The 21899-nt window shown below is 71.5% G+C and carries 22 protein-coding genes; 11 read left to right on the top strand and 11 right to left on the bottom strand.

Annotated elements, in window-relative coordinates:
• Window positions 1–22 precede the first annotated feature (22 nt).
• Together ACIQZN_RS21780 and ACIQZN_RS21785 are read left to right on the top strand one after the other, a co-directional pair.
• Window positions 23–1342, top strand: a complete 1320-nt coding sequence (locus ACIQZN_RS21780) for a VWA domain-containing protein (protein WP_403996242.1) — start codon at window positions 23–25, stop codon at window positions 1340–1342.
• A 107-nt stretch (window positions 1343–1449) separates the two neighbouring features.
• Window positions 1450–2190, top strand: coding sequence for an SDR family oxidoreductase (locus ACIQZN_RS21785; protein WP_403996245.1), 741 nt, complete (start codon window positions 1450–1452; stop codon window positions 2188–2190).
• 69 nt (window positions 2191–2259) lie between these two features.
• Here the strand turns inward: ACIQZN_RS21785 and ACIQZN_RS21790 are convergent, their stop codons facing one another.
• A complete protein-coding gene (locus ACIQZN_RS21790) occupies window positions 2260–3150 on the bottom strand; it encodes a GH25 family lysozyme (RefSeq protein WP_403996248.1) in 891 nt (296 codons plus the stop codon).
• A 410-nt stretch (window positions 3151–3560) separates the two neighbouring features.
• On the opposite strand from ACIQZN_RS21790, the gene ACIQZN_RS21795 reads away from it, so the two are divergent.
• The gene (locus ACIQZN_RS21795) at window positions 3561–4511 is read left to right on the top strand and encodes an Lrp/AsnC family transcriptional regulator (RefSeq protein WP_403996251.1); all 951 of its coding nucleotides are present in this window, start codon (window positions 3561–3563) and stop codon (window positions 4509–4511) included.
• A 10-nt stretch (window positions 4512–4521) separates the two neighbouring features.
• On the opposite strand, the gene ACIQZN_RS21800 is transcribed toward ACIQZN_RS21795, so the two are convergent.
• From ACIQZN_RS21800 to ACIQZN_RS21810, 3 genes are read right to left on the bottom strand one after another with little or no spacing between them, the layout of a single operon-like run.
• Window positions 4522–5292, bottom strand: coding sequence for a phosphatase PAP2 family protein (locus ACIQZN_RS21800; protein WP_403996254.1), 771 nt, complete (start codon window positions 5290–5292; stop codon window positions 4522–4524).
• Window positions 5293–6246 carry a YihY/virulence factor BrkB family protein gene (locus tag ACIQZN_RS21805; protein ID WP_164637028.1) on the bottom strand — a complete coding sequence of 318 codons (954 nt, stop codon included), beginning with the start codon at window positions 6244–6246 and terminating at the stop codon, window positions 5293–5295.
• The gene (locus ACIQZN_RS21810) at window positions 6246–7961 is read right to left on the bottom strand and encodes a diacylglycerol kinase family protein (protein ID WP_403996257.1); all 1716 of its coding nucleotides are present in this window, start codon (window positions 7959–7961) and stop codon (window positions 6246–6248) included. The genes ACIQZN_RS21805 and ACIQZN_RS21810 overlap by 1 nt, the downstream gene beginning before the upstream one ends.
• Window positions 7962–8151: 190 nt before the next feature.
• Here ACIQZN_RS21810 and ACIQZN_RS21815 point away from each other — a divergent pair, with 190 nt between their 5' ends.
• On the top strand, window positions 8152–8571 hold the full coding sequence (locus tag ACIQZN_RS21815) for a VOC family protein (protein WP_403996259.1): 420 nt from the start codon (window positions 8152–8154) through the stop codon (window positions 8569–8571).
• A gap of 8 nt (window positions 8572–8579) precedes the next feature.
• Window positions 8580–9011, top strand: coding sequence for an SRPBCC family protein (locus ACIQZN_RS21820; protein ID WP_403996262.1), 432 nt, complete (start codon window positions 8580–8582; stop codon window positions 9009–9011).
• A 107-nt stretch (window positions 9012–9118) separates the two neighbouring features.
• Here the strand turns inward: ACIQZN_RS21820 and ACIQZN_RS21825 are convergent, their stop codons facing one another.
• The 3 genes from ACIQZN_RS21825 to ACIQZN_RS21835 form a co-directional block, all read right to left on the bottom strand.
• Window positions 9119–10435 (bottom strand): phosphatase PAP2 family protein, encoded by a 1317-nt coding sequence (locus tag ACIQZN_RS21825; protein ID WP_403996641.1) that lies wholly within the window; start codon window positions 10433–10435, stop codon window positions 9119–9121.
• A gap of 279 nt (window positions 10436–10714) precedes the next feature.
• Entirely contained in the window at window positions 10715–12517 is a 1803-nt protein-coding gene (locus ACIQZN_RS21830) for a cellulase family glycosylhydrolase (protein WP_403996265.1), read from the bottom strand.
• A gap of 162 nt (window positions 12518–12679) precedes the next feature.
• A complete protein-coding gene (locus ACIQZN_RS21835) occupies window positions 12680–13015 on the bottom strand; it encodes a hypothetical protein (protein WP_403996268.1) in 336 nt (111 codons plus the stop codon).
• Window positions 13016–13136: 121 nt separating this feature from the next.
• Here ACIQZN_RS21835 and argJ point away from each other — a divergent pair, with 121 nt between their 5' ends.
• Window positions 13137–14330 (top strand): bifunctional glutamate N-acetyltransferase/amino-acid acetyltransferase ArgJ, encoded by a 1194-nt coding sequence (gene argJ, locus ACIQZN_RS21840; RefSeq protein ID WP_403996271.1) that lies wholly within the window; start codon window positions 13137–13139, stop codon window positions 14328–14330.
• A 51-nt stretch (window positions 14331–14381) separates the two neighbouring features.
• Here argJ and ACIQZN_RS21845 read toward each other — a convergent pair whose 3' ends face one another.
• The 3 genes from ACIQZN_RS21845 to ACIQZN_RS21855 all read right to left on the bottom strand — a co-directional run bounded on the left by ACIQZN_RS21845 (window position 14382) and on the right by ACIQZN_RS21855 (window position 16325).
• Complete coding sequence (locus ACIQZN_RS21845; RefSeq protein ID WP_403996274.1) at window positions 14382–14750, bottom strand: DoxX family protein; 369 nt, start codon at window positions 14748–14750, stop codon at window positions 14382–14384.
• A gap of 3 nt (window positions 14751–14753) precedes the next feature.
• Entirely contained in the window at window positions 14754–15353 is a 600-nt protein-coding gene (locus tag ACIQZN_RS21850) for a TetR/AcrR family transcriptional regulator (RefSeq protein WP_403996277.1), read from the bottom strand.
• Between the two features lie 81 nt (window positions 15354–15434).
• Window positions 15435–16325, bottom strand: coding sequence for a TIGR03620 family F420-dependent LLM class oxidoreductase (locus ACIQZN_RS21855; RefSeq protein WP_403996279.1), 891 nt, complete (start codon window positions 16323–16325; stop codon window positions 15435–15437).
• Between the two features lie 205 nt (window positions 16326–16530).
• Here ACIQZN_RS21855 and ACIQZN_RS21860 point away from each other — a divergent pair, with 205 nt between their 5' ends.
• Window positions 16531–18075, top strand: coding sequence for an MFS transporter (locus tag ACIQZN_RS21860; RefSeq protein ID WP_403996281.1), 1545 nt, complete (start codon window positions 16531–16533; stop codon window positions 18073–18075).
• An 18-nt stretch (window positions 18076–18093) separates the two neighbouring features.
• Here the strand turns inward: ACIQZN_RS21860 and ACIQZN_RS21865 are convergent, their stop codons facing one another.
• Window positions 18094–18726 carry a TetR/AcrR family transcriptional regulator gene (locus ACIQZN_RS21865; RefSeq protein WP_403996284.1) on the bottom strand — a complete coding sequence of 211 codons (633 nt, stop codon included), beginning with the start codon at window positions 18724–18726 and terminating at the stop codon, window positions 18094–18096.
• Between the two features lie 105 nt (window positions 18727–18831).
• On the opposite strand from ACIQZN_RS21865, the gene ACIQZN_RS21870 reads away from it, so the two are divergent.
• The 4 genes from ACIQZN_RS21870 to ACIQZN_RS21885 all read left to right on the top strand — a co-directional run bounded on the left by ACIQZN_RS21870 (window position 18832) and on the right by ACIQZN_RS21885 (window position 21883).
• Window positions 18832–20007, top strand: coding sequence for an FAD-dependent monooxygenase (locus ACIQZN_RS21870; RefSeq protein ID WP_403996286.1), 1176 nt, complete (start codon window positions 18832–18834; stop codon window positions 20005–20007).
• A 34-nt stretch (window positions 20008–20041) separates the two neighbouring features.
• Window positions 20042–20188 (top strand): hypothetical protein, encoded by a 147-nt coding sequence (locus ACIQZN_RS21875; protein ID WP_403996289.1) that lies wholly within the window; start codon window positions 20042–20044, stop codon window positions 20186–20188.
• 67 nt (window positions 20189–20255) lie between these two features.
• Complete coding sequence (locus ACIQZN_RS21880) at window positions 20256–21023, top strand: restriction endonuclease (RefSeq protein WP_403996292.1); 768 nt, start codon at window positions 20256–20258, stop codon at window positions 21021–21023.
• 83 nt (window positions 21024–21106) lie between these two features.
• Window positions 21107–21883: a hypothetical protein gene (locus tag ACIQZN_RS21885; RefSeq protein ID WP_403996295.1), complete on the top strand. Its 777-nt coding sequence runs from the start codon at window positions 21107–21109 to the stop codon at window positions 21881–21883.
• Window positions 21884–21899 lie beyond the last annotated feature (16 nt).

The raw sequence follows: 21899 nt of genomic DNA on the forward strand, positions 1-21899 counted from the left end.
ACCGGCAGGCACACTGGGACCCGTGACGACACTGAGCAAGGGCGCCAACATGCCGGTGGCCGCATCCGCCGTCCGAGCCGTGCTGAGCTGGACGGCGGGGCCCGGCGTGCCCGACGTCGACGCCTCCGCGCTGGTGCTGGGCGTGGACGGCCGGGTCCGCTCGGACGGCGACTTCGTCTTCTACAACCAGCCCCGGCACGCCTCCGGGGCCGTCCGCCACCCCGGCAAACAGCCCGGCTCCGACACGCTGGAGGCCGACCTCGCCGCGCTGGGCCCCGAGGTGGAACGGGTCGCCCTGTGCGCCTCGGCGGACGGCGGCACCTTCGGCCAGGTGCCAGGTCTCCATCTGCGGCTGCTGGACGCCGTGTCCGGCGCGGAACTGGCCCGGTTCGACATGGCGGCCGGCCCGGAGACCGCCTTTGTGTGCGGGGAGCTCTACCGGCGGACCGGCGGCTGGAAGTTCCGGGCCGTGGGCCAGGGGTACGCGAGCGGGCTCGCCGGCCTGGCGACGGACTTCGGCATCACCGTGGACGAGCCCCGCACGACACCGGCGCCCGCCGCTCCCGGCGCGCCGCGCCTCGGCAAGGGCGAGGAGCAGCTGCCGGTCGACATGCGCAAACGGCTCTCACTGCGCAAGGAGCAGGTGGCCGTCAGCCTCGGCAAGCACGGCCTGGACCGGCTGACCGCCCGGGTGATCCTCGTCCTCGACGCCTCCGGATCGATGAGCACCCTCTACACACGCGGCACCGTCGCGGGTGTCACCGAGCGCATGGCGGCCGTCGCCGCCCAGCTGGACGACGACGGCGAGATGCAGGCGTGGACCTTCGCCTCGAACCCGGCCCGGCTCCCCGACCTGACCATCGGTGAACTGCCCGACTGGCTGCGGCTGCACGTGCGGGTCGGCCAGGTCGGCCTCTTCGGACGGAAGAGGCCCCCGAAGGGGCTGGTCCCCGGGCAGGTCGACATGCGCGCGGTCGGCATCCAGAACGAGGAGCAGAAGGTCATCGCCGAGGTCCGGGACTACGTGCGCGCCCACCCGGTGCCCGCGCCCACGCTCGTCCTGTTCTTCTCCGACGGCGGTGTGTACCGGAACGACGAGATCGAGCGCGAGCTGCGCGCGGCCGTCGAGGAACCCGTCTTCTGGCAGTTCATCGGCCTCGGCCGGGCACAGTACGGCGTGCTGGAGCGGTTCGACACCATGCCCGGCCGCCGGGTGGACAACGTCGGCTTCTTCGCCGTGGACGACATCGAGCAGGTCTCCGACCAGGAGCTGTACGACCGCCTCCTCTCGGAGTTCCCGTCCTGGCTGCGGGCCGCCCGGCAGGCCGGCATCCTGCGCTGAGCCGTACGGGTCATGAGCTGCCGGACGGCCGGGTTCCGGCACCTGCCGCCGGGGGCCCCGGGCTTACGGTGGCGGCCGGCCACCCCCGGCTCACGGAAGGCTCGTCCATGAAGATCACGGTCATCGGCGGTACCGGACTCATCGGCTCCCAGCTCGTGTCGAAGCTGCGCGAGGCCGGGCACACGGTGGAGCCCGCCTCCCTGTCGACCGGTGTCGACCTGCTCACCGGAAAGGGCCTCGGCGAGGCGCTCACCGGTGCGGAGACGGTCGTCAACGTCACCAACTCGCCCACCTTCGACGCGGCGTCCCCCGACTTCTTCCGCACGACCGTGGGGAACCTGCTGACGGCCGGCGAGCAGGCCGGTGTACGCCACCAGGTCGTGCTGTCCATCGTCGGAGTCGACCGGGTGCCCCAACTGGATTACTACCGGGCGAAGACGCTCCAGGAGGAGCTGCTGCGCAACGGGCCCACCGCGTACTCCATCGTGCGGGCCACGCAGTTCTTCGAGTTCATCGACGCGATCATGTCGTGGACCTCCGACGAGGACACCGTCCGGCTCCCCGCCACACGCCTCCAGCCCATCGCGACGGCCGACGTGGTCGCCGCCCTCGCGGACACCGCCACCGGCGCGCCGCTCAACGGGACGCTCGACGTGGCCGGGCCGGACCTGTATCCCCTCGACGAGCTCGGGCGCCTCACGCTGGCCGCCCGGGGCGACCGCCGCACCGTCGTCACGGACGACCGGGCGGGCATGTTCGCGGCCGTGGAGGGCGACATGCTGATCGCGGGCCCCGGGGCGCGCATCGCCACGACCTCGTACGACGAATGGCTCGCCGGGACCCGCTGAGACCGAAGGGCGGCCACACGGTGCGAGCCGAGCCCGCACCGTGTGGCCGCCCTCTGTCCGGCCGGTGTCTCAGGTGTTGTTGGCCAGAGCCAGCAGCCGGGTGGCGTCGCCGTTGAACCGGTCGCGGTCCACGGCTCCCGAAATGCCGCCCACCGAACCGGAGTCGGTGTACTGCCAGAACGTCCAGTACGGGAAGCCCGTGGGGATGGTCGGGCTCGCCGCGCTCGTCCAGTGCGCGGTGAACAGCGGACTGCGCGCCGACATGCCGCTCCAGCCGCCCGTGCACGAGTTCCACCAGCTCGCGCTGGTGTAGATGACGACGTCGCGGCCCGTCTTGGCCTTGTACGTGTTGTAGAAGTCGAGGATCCACGACTGCATGGCGGACGCCGACTTGCCGTAGCAGCCGCCTTCCAGGTCGAGCATCCCCGGAAGCGTCAGGTTGTCCCGCGACCACGCGCCACCGTGGCCGGCGAAGTAAGTGGCCTGGGCCGCTCCGCTGGACAGGTTGGGACGCGCGAAGTGGTACGCGCCCCGGATCACCTTCGCGTTGTAGGCGTTGAGGTAGTTGGCGTTGAAATTGGGGTCCTTGTACGTGGTGGACTCGGTGGCCTTGATGTAAGCGAACTTGATGCCCGCCGACTTCACCGACGACCAGTTGATCGAGCCCTGGTAGTGCGAGATGTCGATGCCGGGGAGCGTCGTCGCCTGGATGGAGGCGCTGCTCTCCGGAGTGAGATCGACGTGCCGGTTGTCCGGGGCGAACGTGTCGCCGTCGGCGAGGTAGCCGGCACCCATGTACCCGTCACCGAGGGGGATGGCCCCACTGGACGAAGCGGGCGGCTGCGGCGACGCCGAGGCCGGCACCGCGGTCACGGTGGGCACCGCCACCATGCCGAGGCCGACGGCCCCGAGGGCCACCAGCTTGCGGAGTGCGGGTCTGCGGCTGCGGATCGATAACACGGGAGCCTCCAGGGGTGAGCGGCACGAAGGGGGTCTACTCGCGTAGCACGTGGAGCGGTTCCGAGCGTAGCGGCGGGTGCGGGGGATGGCCTGTCACGGAGTGCGGGGGAGCCACTCAATTGACGAGGGCACGACACGAGTGACGCATGAACACCACTGAGTCGTAAAGGGTTTTGGATCGGCCTCTGTGGTCCAGTCCAGTGAAGAATCCGCCGAGCTGGGGCGACACCGCCAACCGGGTGAGAAGTTTCACTCCGCTGAAACCCCGGCGCGCGCCCGGCGCTCCCGGAGGCGGACACCGGGGCGCCCCGCCGCGAGCAGCGCGCCCGCCATGCTTCCCGGCCCGCACGGGCCCTCAGCCCCAACCCGCCTCGCGGAGACGGCATTCGACACCGGCCTACACTGCCCGGATGGAATCGGTCCCGCTGGACGCACTCGACCTGCGGCTCCTGCACGCCCTCCAACTCGACGGCCGGGCCCCCTTCAGCAGGATCGCCGCAGTGCTCGACGTCTCCGACCGCACCGTCGCCCGGCGCTTCGGCAAACTCCGGTCCGCCGGCATCGCACGCATCGCCGGAGTCACCAACAGCCACCGCCTCGGCCACGCCGAATGGCTCGTCCGGCTGCGCGTCCCGCCCGCCCGGAGCGCCGCCCTCGCCCGCGCCCTGGCCCACCGACCCGACACCGCCTGGGTGGCCGCACTGTCGAGCGGCACCGAGATCGGCTGCGTCTTCCGTGTCGCCGGGGAGGGCCCGGCGCCGCTCGCCGCGCTGGGCCGCCTGCCGTACGTGAGCCACGTCGAGGCACACCGGGTGCTGCGCCCGGTCATGGAACGGCGCTGGGCCGGCCGGAACCTGGCGCTGACCGACGACCAGATCGCCGCCCTCACGCCCGAGCCGGCCGTCGATGCCGAACCGGTGGAGCTGACCGACCTCGACCACCGGCTGCTGCCTGCCCTGGCCGCCGACGGCCGCGCGGCCTACCCGGACCTGGCCCGGCGGATCGGCTGGTCGGAATCCGCCGTACGCCGGCGGCTGCACGAACTGCGCCGCATGGGCGTGCTCCAGCTCGACGTCGAGATCGACTCGGCCCTCTTCGGCTTCTCCGTGCAGTGCATGCTGCGGCTCTCCGTCGCGCCCGGCAGCCTTGGCCAGGTGGCCCGGGACCTGGCGGAGGACGCCGAAGCCGCCTTCGTCGGCACCATGACGGGCTCCCACAACCTGGTCGCCGTCGCCGTCTGCCGGGACGCATCGGCCCTCGACACGTACCTCACCGAGCGCGTCGGCACCCTCGGCGGCGTCGAACGCGTGGAATCCGCCCTGGTCACCGCCTACTTCAAGCGCGCCGCCCCGGAGGGCTGAGACCGGCCGCTCAGCGTTCCGGGGCCGTGCCCGTCAGCTCGGGCTCCAGACCCTCCGTCATATCGCTGCGCCCCAGACCGGATTCGGCGCGCCACGCCTCGAAGGCCCAGGCGGTCCACGCCACCACGGCGAGCCCCAGCAGCCAGCCGCCGACCACATCGCTGAACCAGTGGACCCCCAGGGCGACCCTGGTGAAGCCGACACCGAGCACCGACAGCACCGCCGCCGCCCAGCACACCATCCGGCCGCGCCGGGGCACCAGCGGCAGCAGGACCAGCAGGAGCACCGCGAACGTCGTCGTGGCGGTCATCGCATGCCCCGAAGGGAACGAGAAGCCGGGCGCTCGCGCCACCGGATCCTCCAGCGACGGCCTGGCCCGCTCGACCACCACCTTCACCAGGAGGCCCGTAAGACCCCCGGCCACCGCCGTGACGGCGGACCAGGCCGCCAGCCGCCAGGCCCGCCGGTACAGCAGCCAGCCGGTCAGCAGCGCGACCGCGCAGCGCAGCGTCAGCGGGTCCCAGACCCAGTCCGACAGGAAACGCAGCGCGCTCGTCCAGGCCGGGTGGTCCAGCGCCGCCCGGTGCAGCCGGCCGGCCGCACCCGAGTCCACCGCCCGCAACGGCCGCCAGTGCCCCTCCACGAGGACCAGCACCAGCGCGAACGGCACCGCCGACACCGCCGCGACGGCCGCAGCCCCGAGCAGGCGCATCCCGAACGCGCGGTCGGCGGCCCGGCGGCGGTGCTCCCGCAGCAGGCGTGTGGTGGCTCGTACAACCATTCATGCTCCCGGATCGTCTTGAATCGGCCCGGGCCGACGGGCGCGGGCAGCCTCCAGCTGCGCCGCGAAGGACAGCCCGAGGAACAGGGCTATGGAGGTCAGATACGCCCACAGCAGCAGCGACATGAAGGCGCTCAGGGGCCCGTAGACCGTGTCGAAGGAGCCGCTGAGGGAGAGGTACTGGCTCAGCAGATACGTCAGCGCCGTCCACAGCACCAGATAGAGGGCCGCGCCGAAGGCCAGCCAGGTGTAGCCGGGCTGGTTGCGGCGCGGGGAGCGCCGGAAGATCGCGCTCGCCGACATCAGGGCCAGCAGCAGACCGATCGGCCAGCGCAGCAGGTCCCAGGTGAACCGCGCGGTGTCACTGAGGTGGTACACCGTCGCGGCGGCCGTGACGAGGTCACCGCCGACGACCATCAGGATGAACCCGAGCCCCAGCGGGATGCCGGCCGTCAGCGACATCACCAGGCCCCGGAAATACTTCTGGTGGAAGGGGCGGTCGCGCTCGACCCCGTATATCCGGTTGGCCCCGCGCTCTATCTGGCACATTGCCGTCGTCACGTTGACCAGCGAGAAGAGCAGACCGAACCAGAGCGTGAGTTGCGACCCCTCACCGGCACGCCGGCGGCTGCGGTCGAGCGCGTCGTCCACCACCTCGGCGCTCGGCCCCGCCGCTATCCGATGGATCGTCAACTCCGCGAGCCTGCCCACGTTCTCGGTGTGCAGCGAGGCCGACAGGCCGACGAAGGCGATCACCAGGGGTATCACCGCGAGGACCGTCTGGAGCGCGAGCGCCCGCGAGTGGCTGAAACCGTCGGCGTAACGGAAGCGTACGAACGAGTCACGCACCAACGGCCAGCGCCCGTAGCGGCGCAGCGATGCCAGCGCCTCGTCCGCGGTCAGCTCGTCGCCCGTCATGTGACGGGTCTGCGGCACCCGCGTCGCCGTACCCATCACTCACCTCCGGACGGCAGGAGCACGGTCAGTGCCCCCGGACGCACCTCGGCCACCAGTCGGCGGCCCCGGTCGACCGGGTCGCCGTCCAGCTCCCTCGACTGCGCTGAGGCGAAACGGAGTTCGGCGCGGCGGAAGGTGAAGTACTCCACGGCTGTGTCCGCGGAACCGCCCGGCTTCGGACGCCCGCGCAGCACCGCCCCGACGGCGCGCAGCCAGCCGCCCGGGCCGTGCGGGTCGAACACCGCGAGATCCAGGAGCCCGTCGTCCGGCTCGGCGGACGGGACGAGTGTGGCCCCGCCCTGTACGTCCCCGATGTTGGCGAGCAGCACCATCCGCGCCGTACGACGGACCACCGGCCCGTCGTCCAGCTGGAACGACAGCGACATGCGCGGCGCCCGCAGACTCCTCAGCCCGGCCACCACATACGCGGGCCAGCCGATCGCGGCCTTCGCCGCACTGCCCGTGTTCTCCAGCATGGCGGCGTCCAGGCCCGCTCCGGACATCGCGGTGAAGTGGGTGGCGGGCAGGCCGTCGCCCTCGATCCGGCCGAGGTCGATCCGGCGCTCGGCGCCCGAAAGGGCGGCGGCCAGCGCGTCGACGGGCGCCACCGGCAGGCCCAGGTTCCGGGCGAGCAGATTGCCGGTGCCGCACGGGACCACGGCCAGCGGGACGCCGGTGCCGGCCAGCCGGTCGGCCGCCGCCCGGATCGTCCCGTCGCCGCCGCACACCACGACGAGCGACGCGCCCTCGCGCACCGCTTCCGCGGCCTGCCCGCCGCCGGGGTCGTCGGCGGTCGTCTCGACGAACTCCGCCGCGTGACGCCCGTGCTGCTCCAGGACGAGCCGCAAGGTCTCGCGCTGCACCTCGTCCGTCACCGTCGGGTTGACCACGACCACCGTGCGGCCGGGGATCTGCTCGGCATGCTCGGCGGCCGCCTCCTGGGCGATCTCCATCGCGTTCTTGGGGACCGGGGCCGGGCTCGTGCCCTCGGCCAGCAGGGCGCGGCCCGCGACCAGGAGGGACAGGGCGCCGTTCAGCATGCCGCCGAGCACGTCGGTGGGGTGGTGCATCCCCCGGTAGAGCCTGGCGAGCCCCACGAGGAGCGGGATGAGCAGCAGCAGCCCGGCCAGCACCTTGTTGCGTCGGGTGCGCCCGCCGGGAAGGAGGGCCAGCACGGCGAGACCCGCGTAGAGGGCCGTCGCCGCGCCGGTGTGCCCGGAGGTGTAGCTCGCCGTCGGCGGAGACGCGTCGAGCCGGTCCACATCGGGCCGGTCGCGGTCCACGCATATGGTGATGACCAGGAACACCAGGGACTGGAGCGAGACACCGACGGCCAGGAAGACGGCCTGCCGCCACTTCGGGAGCCGGGGGAGCACCACCAGGCCCAGGCAGACCAGAACGGTGATCGCGATGATGGTGAGGGTGTTGCCGGCCTCCGACGCGACGAACGACATATCGGTCAGGGGGCCGGTCCGCAGGCGCTCGAACCCCTCGTTGACCTCGTCCTCGACGCTCAGCGGCCAGATGGAGTGCGCGGGCCCGGTGATCAGGAGCCCGAGTCCCACCATCAGAGCGGCCTGGCAGACGGTGAGCGCGGCGAGGCGCAGCCCTGCCGTGCGGACACCGGTCCTCAGGGCGGGGGAGCGGCCCGGACCGGCGGGGGCACGGGGCTCCGTCGGCCGGACGGGTCTCTCCGGCTGAGTGGCAGACATGGGTTCCCCCCTGCTCGGCGGTGGGGAAGGCTTCTGCCTTCCGGTGCACGGCCGTCTGCCCCGTAATCCGCCGGGCAGGCATGGAACGAGCTGTGGCCATGAAATCGCAGGTGACCGGGTGTGACCGGAGGAGGTGCGGGTACGTGGAGCGGCGTCCGGAGAACGAGTAGCCGCGAACAGGAGGACGGTCATGGCGGTGCCGAAAACGGGTCTGCTGGTGCTGGACTGCGCCGAACCGCAGGAGCTGGCGGACTTCTACGCCGCCCTGCTGGGCGCCGAGGTCCGTCCCGGTGACGAGCTCGATGTGATCGAGGTGGTGGGCGCGGCCGGAATCCACCTCGCCCTACGCATGGACCACGGCTACGCACCGCCGAGCTGGCCGAGGCCCGACGATTCGCAACAGGCCCATCTGCGCATCCTGGTCGCCCGCGAGGACATGGACGAGGCGGAACGGGAAGCGGTCGGCCTCGGCGCACGTCCCCTGGACACGAAGGACAACGGCGGCGCACGCGACACCCGCCTCTACTCGGACCCCGCCGGACACCCCTTCACCCTGGCCGCGCGCGCCCAGCGCGTGTCGGCCGGCACTGATCGCACCTACCACGACTAGGAGTCCCCATGTCTTCCTCGATCGTCGAGACCGTCGATATCAAGGCCCCGGTCGCCGTGAGCTGGGCCCTGTGGAGCGATGTCGCCCGCTGGCCAGCCTTCCTGAGCCACGTCAATCGCGTCGACCCGCTGGACGCGCGCCGGTTCGCCTGGCAGCTCTCCCTCCCCGGTGCCGACAAGGAGTTCGTCGCCGAACTCACCGAGGTGATCCCGGAGAACCGGATCGCCTGGAAGACCATCGAGGGCGTTCACCACGCCGGGGTCGTCACCTTCCACCGGCTGGACGACGAGTCGAGCCGGGTGGCCCTCCAGATCGAGTACGAACCGCAGGGTTTCGTGGAGTATCTGGGCGCCCTCACCGGCCTGGACAAGGTGCTGGCCAATTACGACCTCGGCGAGTTCCAGAAGCTGGCCGAGCGGACCGCGCGGGGCGACTTCTGACGGTCTGGCCTGGGGCCTCGGGCCTCTGACGGCACCGCCCCGCCGGTTCGCGAACCGGCGGGGCGATGGTGCGACGTCACGCGTTACCCAGGGACGTGGACGGCGGCTCAGGCCATCTCCGGCTGCGGCTCCAGTTTCGGAACGGTGGCCGCCTTCGGCTCCCAGCGCCGGTCGATCCGTACGTACCCGTAGATCACCGAGCACATGGACAGGACGACCAGCGGTCCGAACACCCACGGGTGGTGGGCCATCTCCAGCGACAGATAGCGGTACGAGACCAGCAGCGCGGCGAAGACCACGGTGCCGTAGGCGACCAGGCCGGCGGCCGGCCGGTCCCAGCCGCGCTCCAGCGCGCGCATGCCCGTCTCGATGGTCAGCGTGAACACCACACCGGCGACGAGGTCGGCGCCGTAGTGGTAGCCGAAGCCCAGGGTCGCGGCGAGCGTGGCGAGGAGCCAGAAGGTACCGGCGTACCGGAGGAACTTCGGGCCCTTGCGGGAGTGGATGAAGATCGCGGTGGCCCATGCGGTGTGCAGGCTGGGCATGCAGTTGCGCGGGGTGATCCCGTCGAACGGCATGTGGTGCGGGGTGCCGATCGGCACGGCGGTTTCCGGCCACATGTCGGCCACCGCCCAGTGGCCGCCGTCGGAGCCGAACGCGAAGATCGGGCCGACCACCGGGAAGATCATGTAGATCGCCGGGCCGAGCAGGCCGATCACCAGGAAGGTGCGCACCAGGTGGTGGCCGGGGAAGCGGCGGTCCCTCGCCACGTTGCGCAGCTGGTACACCGCGACACAGACCGCGGCGACCGCCAGCTGCGCGTAGACGGCGTTGAGGAAGTGGGCGCCGGCCGAGCCGGTCGCGTCGACGAGGCGGCCCACCACCCAGGACGGGTTGCCGAGCGCGTGGTCGGCGTTGGCCATGTACTGGTCGAGCACCTCGGGGCGGGTCTTGGACGTGATGACCAGCCAGGTGTCACCGGTCTTCCGCCCCGCCACCAGCAGCAGACCCAGACCGACACCCTTCAGGAGCAGCATGCGCTCCTGGCCCGTGCGGCGGGTGAGGGCGATGACCGTGACACCCACGATCACCCACAGCGCACCGTTTCCGAAGGGATGACCCTCCTTGACCGGGGCGTCGGCCACCCACCTGATCAAGGCGATGACGACGTCGATCCCCACGGCCACACCGAGCGCGGTGAACCGCTGCCGCCAGGTGAGCACCACCATCATCAGGCCCATGCTGGCGTACAGCAGGAAGCCCGATTTCGGGGCGATCACGACTTCTTGGACCTGAGTGGTGACCGGCCCCGGCAGTCCGTAGTGGCGTGCGGCGATCTCCAGCGCGACGAGGAACGCGAGTGTCACCACCGCGGCCGCAGTCCATAGGATCGCTCGTGGCCGGCGCCATGCGGCGAAGGGTATTCGGCGGTTTATTCGCGAAAACACCCGCGATGCTCTAGATATCAATTCTCTGGCCGATGTCCTGGGTTTTGGTCAAATAGGTCGCTTTTCATGCCACATGGCATGGTGTGCGGGCGATGAGGGTGGTCGCCGGGGTGGGATCATGCTAGCCGAGGCGTTTCGACGGATATTTCGGTGGTCGTGTCCGCGTTCGAAAGCGGTGTCCCGAATGCGGTGTAGCCCGCCACGACGGGCGGGCTACGGTGCTCCCTTCGGGAGCGGGGTGTGCGGGCGGGACGGTCAGGACAGCGTGCAGCTCACGGTCGGCACGGCTCCGGCGGCCGGTGTGCCCTGGAAACCGAAGGCGGTGTGCGCCCCCGCCGCGAGGCCGCCGTTGTAGTCGGTGCTCGTGACGGTGACGGAAGCGCCGCTCTGTGTATAGGACGCGTTCCACATGTTGGTGATCTTCTGGCTGCCGCCGTAGGTCCAGGTCAGCTTCCACGAGGTGGCCGGTGCCGTACCCGTGTTGGTCACGGTGACGTCCACCCCGAAGCCGCTGCCCCAGTCCCCGTTCACCGTGTAGGCCGCCTTGCAGCCGGTGTTGCCGCCGGAGCCCGTGGTGGTGGCGGTGACGGACGCGGAGGGCGCGGAGGTGTTGCCCGCCGCGTCGCGGGCCCGGACGGTGTACGTGTACGAGGTGCCGGACGTCACACCGGTGTCGGTGAACGTGGTGCCGGTGGCCGTGCCGGCCTTGGTGGAGCCCCGGTACACGTCGTAGCCGGTGACCCCGGTGTCGTCGGACGCGGCCTTCCACGACAGGGAGACGGAGGTGCCGGTGGTCCCGGTGACGGTGAGGCCCGTCGGGGCCGTGGGCGCCTGGGTGTCGCCACCGCCGCCGCTGCCGCCTCCGTTGCCGAAGTCGGGCGCCTTGATGCTCGCGAGGTAGCCGTCCTTCACGGTGTCGACCGAGGTCCAGTCGTCCTTCAGGATGCCACCGGTGTCGCCGGAGTTCGGGTTCCAGGACCAGAAGGTCCACGAGAAGCTGTCGCCCCCGTACTGGCTGGTGGGCCGCAGATAGTCGGCCAGGGCCTTCAGCCACTTCTGGTCGGTGGTGGACTGCAGCGTCGTACCGAACTCGCCGACCCACACCGGGGCGATGTTCTGCTTGAAGATGTAGCCCCAGTACTTGTCCCAGACGCCGGGCATGTTGGCCGGGAACGAGGCGTCGGTGAACCAGGGCTGCTGGGCGACGCTGGTGGCGTAGTCGTGCGCCGAGTACACCACCTTGTGCGGCACGCTCAGCTCCACCGGGTACTTCCCGACGCCCATGAGGTTGCCGCCCCACCAGCCGGACACCCCGTCGACGGTCTGCACGCCCTCCACGAAGATCAGCAGGTCCGGGTTGGCGGCCAGTACGGCGTTCCCGCCGCGCTGCGCCGCGAGCCGCCAGTCCTTCGTGGTGTCGCCGCAGCCCCAGCAGGCGGGGTCGTGGGGCTCGTTGTGCAGGTCGATGCCGACCACCGCGTCGTTGCCCGCGTACCGGGCGGCCAGCGACTTGAGGTTGGCGAGCCAGGTGGACTCGGGGACGGCCGAGGTGTACCAGAGCGCGGACTGGCCCGCCGAGTCCGGGCGGTGCCGGTCCAGGATGACCTTCATGCCGACGCTGCCGGCGTGGTCCACGATGCGGTCCATCACCTGGAGCGAGTTCAGGCCCGCCAGGTCGGTGTTCATCCCGGCCGAGTAGTTGATGCTCGCCGGTGCGGTGCCGGTGAAGATGTCGTCGCTGTAGGGCAGCCGGATGGTGTTGTAGCCCAGCGACCGCATCTGGTCGATCATGCTCTTGTAGTCGCGGGACCAGAGCCCGTGCGGCACGTAGTTGGCGGTCTCGAAGCCGAACCAGTTGATGCCGGCGATGCGGACCGGCTGGTTGCTCGCGTCGAGGATCTGCCGCCCGCTGGTGTGCCAGTAGCCGGAGCCGGCGGCGGCCGCGCCGGTCGCGTCGGCCGATGCCGTGTGGGCGCCGGCGAGGGGCAGGAGCAGGGCCGCCGCGACGGCGGCGACGGTTCTGGCGGCTCTTCGGAAGGTACGGAGAGGGTGAAGCATGGTGCTGGTTCCTCTCTCGGAGGCGCGGTGCGGGGGACGAGTGTGGAGTGGGAGCGCTCCCATCTCGCGCAATAAAAGCGATAAAGCAATGAGCATGTCAATGGACGTGCGGCGTTCATATGTTGAACGCGGGGGAGGGGGTCGGTCCTAGGGCCTGTCGTCCTAGCAGTCGCACCCGGTCGCGTAGAGCGCGAGGAAGAGAGTCACCCCGGAGGCGAGTGCGAAGAAGCCCGTCGTGACGGCGGCGACACCTCGTCGCCGGGTGCCTTTTGGCCGGCCGTGCAGTGTCACCCAGGCGCCATGAGTGAAGGTGATGCCGGCGAGCGTCGCGCCCGCCACGGCCAGGCGGGGGTTGACTGCCCAAGCCAGGTAGGCCACCCAGAGGAGGGTGCCGAGCAGTAGGTAGGCGAGGAGGGTCAGGATCGTCTCGCCGACCATCTCCATGGCGAACTCCAGCAACTGCTCCCCGATGGCCTTCGCGACTCTTCGCGCACCCATGGCGGCCCCCTCTCTTGTGAGTTGCCCGGCTCACCCGGAAGGACTCGTGGGGTGTCGCGGGGGTTGCCCGGCCGCGAAATGGGCTGGACGCGCCACCTTTCACGCTGCAAGAATATGCCTCATGACGCATGATCATGCATTGCAAGCGAGCGGCCAGTTGACCTGGCCCACCGGCTTTCGCGGGTACACCGGCCACGGAGGGTTGCGCGACCACGGGGACGACATCTCGATCGTCGTCTCGGACCGGCCGGCGACCAGCGCCGCCGTGTTCACGCAGAGCCTCTTCGCCGGTCCGGCCGTGCTGCTCAGCCGCAGACACGCCGCAGGGCGCAGCCTCCGTGCCGTGACCACCCTGGCGCAGAACGCCAACGTCGCGACCGGGCGCCGGGGCGAGGAGAACGCCGCCGAAGTCGTCCGGCGCGTGGCCGGGATCCTCGACGTCCCCGACGGCGAAGTGCTCATCGGCTCCACGGGTGTCATCGGCCGCCCCCTGCCGATGTCCACCATCCTCCCGCACTTCGACAGGACCGCCGAGCGGGGCCTCGCGGCGTTCACGGCCGCGCCCCAGGACGTGGCCCGCGCGATGATGACCACCGACACCCGCCCCAAGACCGCCTCCCGCACCGTCGGGCAGGCGCGCATCGTGGGCGTGGCGAAGGGCGTCGGCATGCTGGAGCCCAACATGGCCACGATGCTGGCCTACGTGTTCACCGACGCCGCGCTGTCACCGGCCGACCTGGACGCCGCTCTGCGCGGAGCCGTGGACCGTACGTTCAACTGTCTGAGCGTCGACACCGACACCTCCACCTCCGACACCGTGGCCGTCATCGCCAACGGAGCGGCCGGACCGGTCGACCCCGCGCTGTTCGCCGAGGCGCTGGCCGGTCTCTGCCTGGACCTCACCCTGCAACTGGCGAGCGACGGTGAGGGCGCCACCAAGCTCCTGCGCGTCACCGTGGGCGGCGCCCGCGACCACGCGCAGGCCAAGCGCGTCGCCAAGAGCGTGGTGAACTCGCCCCTGGTCAAGACCGCCGTCCACGGCGCGGACCCCAACTGGGGGCGCGTCCTCATGGCCATCGGCAAGAACACCGACGACACCGACATCGTCCCGGCCCGTGTCACCGTGAAGTTCGGTGACACCGAGGTGTATCCCGAGGAGCCCGAGGCGGGCACCCTGGGCAGGCTCGTGGACCTCATGCGGCGGGACGAGGTGGACATCGCCGTCACGCTCGGCATCGGCGAGGGCGAAGCGACCGTCTACGGCTGCGACTTGTCCGCCGGCTACATCCGCGTCAACGCCGACTACACCACCTGACCGGCGGGTCCGTCGCCGTGGTGCACTCGCGCACCGCGGCGACGCGCCGGCTCACACCCGTACGAAGCACCCCACCAGCACCGCCAGTGAAACCACCAGCATGCCCAGGCAGTTCACCCAGAACGTCATGTTCAGCGCCCGTGCGCGGATGTGTGCGACGGCGGCCGCGAGGAAGTAGACCACGATCGCCGCGGTCGTCGTCATGGCCACACCGGGCACCCAGAAGCCGACGACGAGGCCCGCGACCGAGGCGGTCTTGGCGGTGGTCAGCACCCACCACCACTCGCGCGGAAGCAGTACGCCCTCCAGGCAGTCCACGATGAACTTCGGCGGGCGCAGCATCATCGCCGCGTCACCGGCCTGGATGACGAGCAGCACCACCACCGGCCATACGGGCGAGGGGAGTTCGAGGAGCGACATGGGTCAGTTCCCTTCCTGTGCGGCGACGAAGGCGGCGATGGTCCCGAGCCTCGCCGCCGTCTGCCGGGGTTCGGTCGTTCCGGCGGCGAGCAGCATCAGTTCGCCCAGATAGCCGGCGAACATCACCTGCGCCCCGAGCCGGGCGCGCGCCTCGTCCATCCCGCCGTTCACCATCGCGGCGGTCAGGTTGTCCTCGGAGAGCGCGCGGAGTGTGCCCAGGGCGGCGTTCTCCGGCCTGCCCCGGGCCAGGGTCCGGAAGTACGCGCGGGCCAGGTCGTCGTTCTCGGCGAACAGGGCCAGGAACGGGTCGAAGTAGTGCGCCAGATAGTCGACGGCGGGCGGTGCGGCCCCCGCCTCCTCCGGTGCGGGCGGGGCCGGGATCCGGTCGGCGATGGCCTGGTCGTACACCAGGCTCAGCAGCGACTCCTTGTCCCCGACCGCCATCACCGCACCCACCGAAACCCCGGCCTCCGCAGCGATCTGACGCACCGTCGCGCTCTGGAAACCCCGCTCGTGGAAGAGCCGGGCGGCAGCCTGGACGATGCGCGCCGCGGTCCGCCTCTTCTGCTCCGCACGGGTTGAGTGAACGTGTTCACCGAACATGTTCATAATGTACGAGGACGGCTCCGCGCACGCAAGAGCCCCGGCCCACGTGGTCGCGGACCGGGGCTCGGACGCCCCTGGTTACAGCTCGTCGCCGAACGCGTCGGCCAGCTCGCGGTACTCGGCCAGCGGCAGCCCCGTCCTGCCCTCGTCCGCCGTGACCACTTGGAGCGCCACGTGGTCCGCGCCCGCGTCCACGTACTCGCGCGTCCGCGCCTTCACCCGCTCGACGTCGCCCAGCGCGAAGAGGGCGTCCAGCAGACGGGCGCTGCCCCCGCCGTCGAAGTCGCCCTCCGTGAAGCCGAGGCGCAGCAGGTTCCCGGTGTAGTTGGGCAGCTTGAGGTACATCGCCAGCATCTCGCGCGCCGTGTCCCGGGCCCGGTCGAGATCGGTGTCGAGCACCACGGACAGCTCGGGCGCCAGCAGCGCGTCCGGGCCGAGCGCCTGCCGCGCCTCCGCCGTGTGCGCCGCGCTGACCAGGTAGGGGTGCGCGCCCAGCGACCGGTCGGACGCCAGCTTCAGCATCTTGGGGCCGAGCGCCGCCAGCAGCCGGTGCCGGGGGCCCACGGACGGGTCGGCGGCGTCCAGTGCGTCTAGGTAGGCCACCATCGCGCTGTAGGGCTTCGCGTACTGGGGGACCAGCGCGTCGTGGCTGACACCCAGGCCGAGGACGAAGCGTCCCCGGGCGCTCGCGTCGATCGCGGCGATCCGGGCCGCCACCTCCTCGGCGGTGTGGTCCCAGATGCTCAGGATCCCGGTCGCGACGGTGATGGTCCGGGTGGCGTCGACGAGCGCGGCGGCGTCGTCGGGCGTGGGGCTGCCGCCGAGCCACAGCGTGCCGTACCCGAGCGCTTCGATCTCGGCGGCTGCCTCCGCGATCGCCTTCTTCCCGTCGGCGTCCACCCGCGACGCGTGCAGGGCACCGCTCCAGATGCCGATCCGGCCGAACGTCTCACGCTTCTCAGAAGTCATGCCGGGGACAACAGCGCCCGGCCCGCACTATTCCCGCGCCTGCTGCGAACGGGTGGGCCGCCCCCGACACACCGTCAGCGGGCCATGTGCGGAGCCCATGTGGCTCAGTCGCCGCGTGTGCGGCGGCGGGGCCGGGGCAACTGGCGGATATTGGATGCTCTGCGGCTCCGCAGGACGCACCCGCCCGGACGAGGAGGTAGCTGCCGTGACGACCCCCGCCGCATCGGAGGGACCTGGAGACAGGGAACATCGCCCACCCGGGGGAGGGGGCCGAGGGCGCGATCAGCGCGACGAGGCGGCGGCGCCCGGCGACTCCGGACTCGGCACCGTCACCACCGCCGTACCGGCCAGACTCGACCGGCTGCCGTGGTCGCGCTGGCACTGGATGATCGTCATCGGCCTCGGCACGGTGTGGATTCTCGACGGCCTCGAAGTCACGACGGTCGGCAACATCGCGGGCCGCCTCTCGGAGGACGGATCCGGCCTGGACATCACGTCCGCCCAGGTCACCGGCCTCGCCGCGGCCCTCTATGTGGCGGGTGCCTGTACGGGGGCGCTGTTCTTCGGCTGGCTCACCGACCGCTACGGCCGCAAGAAGCTGTTCATGGTGACGCTCGCGGTCTACCTCGCCGCGACCGCCATGACGGGCCTGTCCTTCAGCGCCTGGTGGTTCTTCCTCTTCCGCTTCCTCACCGGCTTCGGCATCGGCGGCGAGTACGCGGCGATCAACTCGGCCATCGACGAGCTCATCCCCTCGAAGTACCGGGGCCGGGTCGACCTCATCATCAACGGCAGCTACTGGCTGGGCGCGGTCGGCGGCGCGCTCCTGTCGATCGTCATGCTGAACACGGACATCTTCCCCAAGGACCTCGGCTGGCGCCTCACCTTCGCGCTCGGCGTCGTCCTGGGCCTGGTGATCCTCCTCGTACGCCGGCACGTCCCGGAGAGCCCGCGATGGCAGTTCATCCACGGACACGGCGAAGAGGCCGACAAGCTCGTCGACTCCGTCGAGCGGGAGGTCGAGGCGGAGAAGCACGAGAAGCTGCCGCCGCCGGCCGGAGAGATCACCATCCACCAGCGCAAGAGCATCGGCTTCGGGCTCATCGCCAAGACCGTCTTCCACAGCTACCCCAAGCGCGCGGTGCTCGGCCTCTCCCTCTTCATCGGGCAGGCGTTCCTCTACAACGCCATCACCTTCGGGTTCGGCGCGATCCTCACGACGTTCTACGACGTGCAGAGCGGGCACACCGGCTACTACTTCGCGGTCATCGCGGCGGGCAACTTCGTCGGCCCGCTCGTGCTGGGCAAGCTGTTCGACACCATCGGGCGGCGCGTCATGATCGCCTCCACGTACATCCTGCCGGGCATCCTGCTCTTCATCACGGCCTGGCTGTTCGACCGGGGCTCGCTGACGGCCAACACCCTCACCGCGTGCTGGTGCGTGGTGCTGTTCTTCGCGTCGGCCGGTGCGAGCAGCGCGTACCTCACGGTCTCCGAGGTCTTCCCCATGGAGACCAGGGCGATGGCCATCGCCTTCTTCTACGCGATCGGCACGGCGGCCGGCGGGATCAGCGGCCCCCTGATCTTCGCCGACCTCACCGAGTCGGGCATCCCCGGCGACACCGCCCTCGCCTTCTCCATCGGCGCCGGCCTGATGTGCGCGGCCGGCCTGGTCGCCGCCTTCCTCGCGGTCGACGCGGAGCAGCGCTCCCTGGAGGACATCGCCAAGCCGCTGTCGCAGACCTCGTAACGCCCCCGGGCGCACCCCTCAGGCCGGACCCGGCGTCGCGGACGCGGGTCCGGCCAGTCCGTGCAGCAGCAGCCGGGCCAGCGTGTCGATGATCTCGTCGTCGGAGACCTCCGGCCGCCCGGGCCCCGCCGTCGTCACCGCGAACGCGAGCTGCGAGACCATCGCCCCCATGGCGGCGGCCACGACGGCCGGGTCGCCCGGAAGCCGGTGCCCCCGGTCGCGCAGCCAGGCCAGGTGCTCACGGAAGATGCCGGTGTCCCCGGCCAGGCTCGCCCAGGCGCGGCCTTCGCTCGGCGGCCCCGCGAAGGTGGTCTGCATCATCGCCACGATCACCGGGAGATGGTCGCGGATGACCCCCCAGGTGACCGCCAGATGCGCCCGCAGCTGCGCCGGGTCCGTCAGGTCGTGGTCGGCCGGATGCTCCTGCGCCCCCATCTCCGCGTGCAACTGCGCGTTCAGATCCCCCACCAACGCTTTGAGCAGGGCTTCCTTGTCCGCGAAATGCGCGTAGAAGGAGCCGGTGGCGCGCCCGGCCTCACGGGTGATGTCGGTGATCTTCGTATCGAGGTAGCCGCGCTCGGCGAACAGCCGGCGCGCCGCCTCCTTCAGCGCCGCCGCGGTCTCGGCGGCCTTCTCCTGGCGAACGCCCATCGGACGGTGGCTCCTTGTCGCGCTTGACGTGCGGTCGGGTGCCCATCATAGTGAACCCGAGTTCGATGAATTGAGATTCACTGAATATGGATTCAGGGGGCTGATGTGAACGTCATCGTCGTCGGTGGGGGAGTGGCCGGAATGGCGAGCGCCATCGCGTTGCGGCGGCTCGGTGTGGAGGTCGCGGTCTACGAGGCGTACGCCGAACCGGCGGGCCGGGTCGGCTCGTTCCTCAGCCTCGCGTCCAACGGGCTACGGGTGCTGCGCGCCCTCGGTGTCCTGGAACAGGTGCGGCGCGCGGGCTTCGACGTGCCGCGCCAGCGCATGTGGGCCGGGTCCGGCAAGCTGCTCGGGGACGTACCCAGGGGGCGGCTCGGCGGCGACGACCTGCACAGCGTGACGCTGATGCGCGGCGCCCTGGTCGAGACGCTCCGCGCGGAGGCGCTGGCCGCCGGGGCGCGCCTCGTCACCGGCGAACGCCTGGTGGACGCCGTCGCGACGGACACCGGTGTACGCGCGGTCTTCGCGAGCGGCCGCACGGCCGAGGCGTCCCTGCTCATCGGTGCGGACGGCATCCACTCGGTGACCCGCACCCTGCTCGACCCGCACGCGCCCACGCCCGCGTACTCCGGGCTGTACAGCGTCTCCGGAGTCTCCGAAGGCCTGCCCGTCGAACCCGGCGTCTTCCACATGACGTTCGCCCGCAACGGCGCCTTCCTCCACCTCGCGGCCCCGGACGGCAGGGTCTGGTGGTCGGCCCAGGTCGCGAGTCCCGGGGAGCCGGATCTCGGCCGCACCGACGAGGCATGGCTCACTCATCTCGCCGGTCTCTTCCGGCACGAACGGGTGCCGTCCGCCGTCCTCGCCGCCACCACCGCACTGCACCGGCCCACCCTGACGCACACTCTGGACGCGGTGACGGTCCGTCACAACGACCGCACCGTGCTGCTCGGTGACGCCGACCACCCCGTGGGCGCCGGCCAGGGTGCCTCGATGGCGCTGGAGGACGCCCTCGTGCTCGCGCGCTCGCTCGGCACGGAGACCTCCGTACCGGCCGCGCTCGCGGCGTACGACGCGGCCCGCTCGGACCGGCTCGCCCGGATGGCCAGGGCGGCTGCGGGCAACCGCGACTCCAAGACGGCGGGCCCGTTGGGCCGTTGGGCGCGGGAGCTGATGATGCCGGTCGGTATCCGCCTCCTCCACGAGAGAGCCATGGCCTGGCTCTACACGTACGACTGCGGCGAACTCCCCGCCGCGCGGGCGGGCGCACTGCGGGACTGAGCTACGGAGGGACGGCCCCGGGCCCGGAAACCGGATGCGGTCCGGCCGCGCGATGGCCGCGGGCCCGCCGTTCACCGACGCCCGCTCCCTGCTCGGGCGCGACGGGCGGGGTGACGCGGTGGCGGCGGTGACGGTGTGGTCCGCCGGTCCGGGCCGGCTGAGGGCGGACGCCGCCCGCTGATCATGGACGGCGCTGTTCGGGGCACATGGCGGGCGACGACATTCGCGACCCGCCGAAGGAGACGCCGGTGCCGATACGCAGAACGAGAGGCGCCACACCCAGCCCCCGCGCCACGGGCGCGCTGCGGAGCCCCCTGCTCACCCTCGCCCTCGCCGGTGCCCTGATCGGCGCCGCGATCCTGCTGTTCGTCCGCTTCGCGCACTGGGCCGGCACCCATCCGGTCCTCGCCGTGCTGCTGGCGCTGCTCGCCCTGCCCGTGCTCTACGTCCTGTTCCGGGCCATGCCCCGCGCCCGTGAGCTCCGCCGGGCGGCCCGCGCGGGCATGGGCCCGCCGCCGCAGGAGATGATCCCCGGTCCTCCGCCCGTCTCCGATGTCCTGCCCGCCCCCACCGGGGTGCGGGACGGCCTCACCGCCGTCATGCCGCCACCGGTGCCGGACTTCGCCGCCCTCGATCCCGACGGTTTCGAGGCCGCCGTGGCCGATCTGTGCGAGCGCGACGGCTGCCGTGAGGTCGAAGTGGTGGGCGGAGCAGGCGACTTGGGCGCCGATGTCCTCGCCACGGCCCCGGACGGCCGCCGCGTCGTCGTGCAGTGCAAGCAGTACAGCCCCGAGCACAAGGTGGGCTCCCAGGACCTCCAGCGCTTCGGCGGCACCTGCTGGACGGTCCACGGCGCCCAGCTCGCCGCCGTGGTGACGACCAGCGAATTCACCGCGCCCGCCCTGGAGTACGCGGAGGCGTGCGGCATCCGCTGCGTGGACGGCACCGCACTCGCGGCCTGGGCGGAGGGCTCGGGCGCGGCCCCCTGGGGCCCGGCGATGCTGGACACGGCCTGAGAGGACCTGCCGGAGCCTGGGCGCCGGTCCGGCCCACCCCTTGGGCTCGCCCCCCACAGGGGCTCAAGGGGGAGGAACTGGCCATGAAGGCTGCGGAGTTGGCAGCTGCGGCGGTACGGGTGATGGCCGGGGGCGAGTCGGCCGCGAGCGGCCGCAAGTCCGCCGTCCAGGAGCCGGTGTGGGGCCGACTCGGCCGCAGCGACCTCGGGGCGTCCGCGCTGAGACGGCTGCACGAGCAGCCCGGCGAGGGCTCGGCGGCCATCGTGGTCTCCGTGCTCGCCGACGACCTGCGTGCCGACGCCGACTTACGGGCGCGGCTCGACGCGGCACTCCCCGTGGCCGCCGCGCTGTGCGGCATGGCGGTCCCGGCGGTCGTCTACACCCTGGTCGCCGGCCGCTGGATCGCCCGGCCCGGCGAGGCCGCCGTCCCGTCGCCGTTCCTCACCGCCACCGGCACGCGCATCGGCGACACCCTCACCCTGGGCGGCCTGGGCGCGCCCGTCACCGTATGGATCGTCGGCGAGGTCCTGGACCCGCGCAACGACGGCATGCAGGTCTTCACCGACGCCGCGACGCTCAAGGCGGCCCACCCGGACCTGACGGAGACCAGCCACCACACCGCGGTCGCCCGGGGCACCGACGTGCACACCTACGCCGAAGCGCTCGACAAGCCCCTGAAGCCGCTGGGCGCCACGGCCAGGGCGGGCGGGCTCGGCGCGGGCGGCGACATGGTCGCCACGCTCGACGCCCTGTCCGCGATCCTCACGCTGATGCTCGTCGCCGTCGCCGCGCTCGGCGTGCTGTTGCCCGCGGGCTGGGCCGCCAGGACCCGTACGGCGGTGGCTCTGCGGACGGAGTAGACGGAACGCCCGGCCG

It is taken from the genome of Streptomyces sp. NPDC097595, assembly GCF_044761525.1.
GTDB classification, from domain to species: Bacteria; Actinomycetota; Actinomycetes; order Streptomycetales; family Streptomycetaceae; genus Streptomyces; species Streptomyces drozdowiczii_A.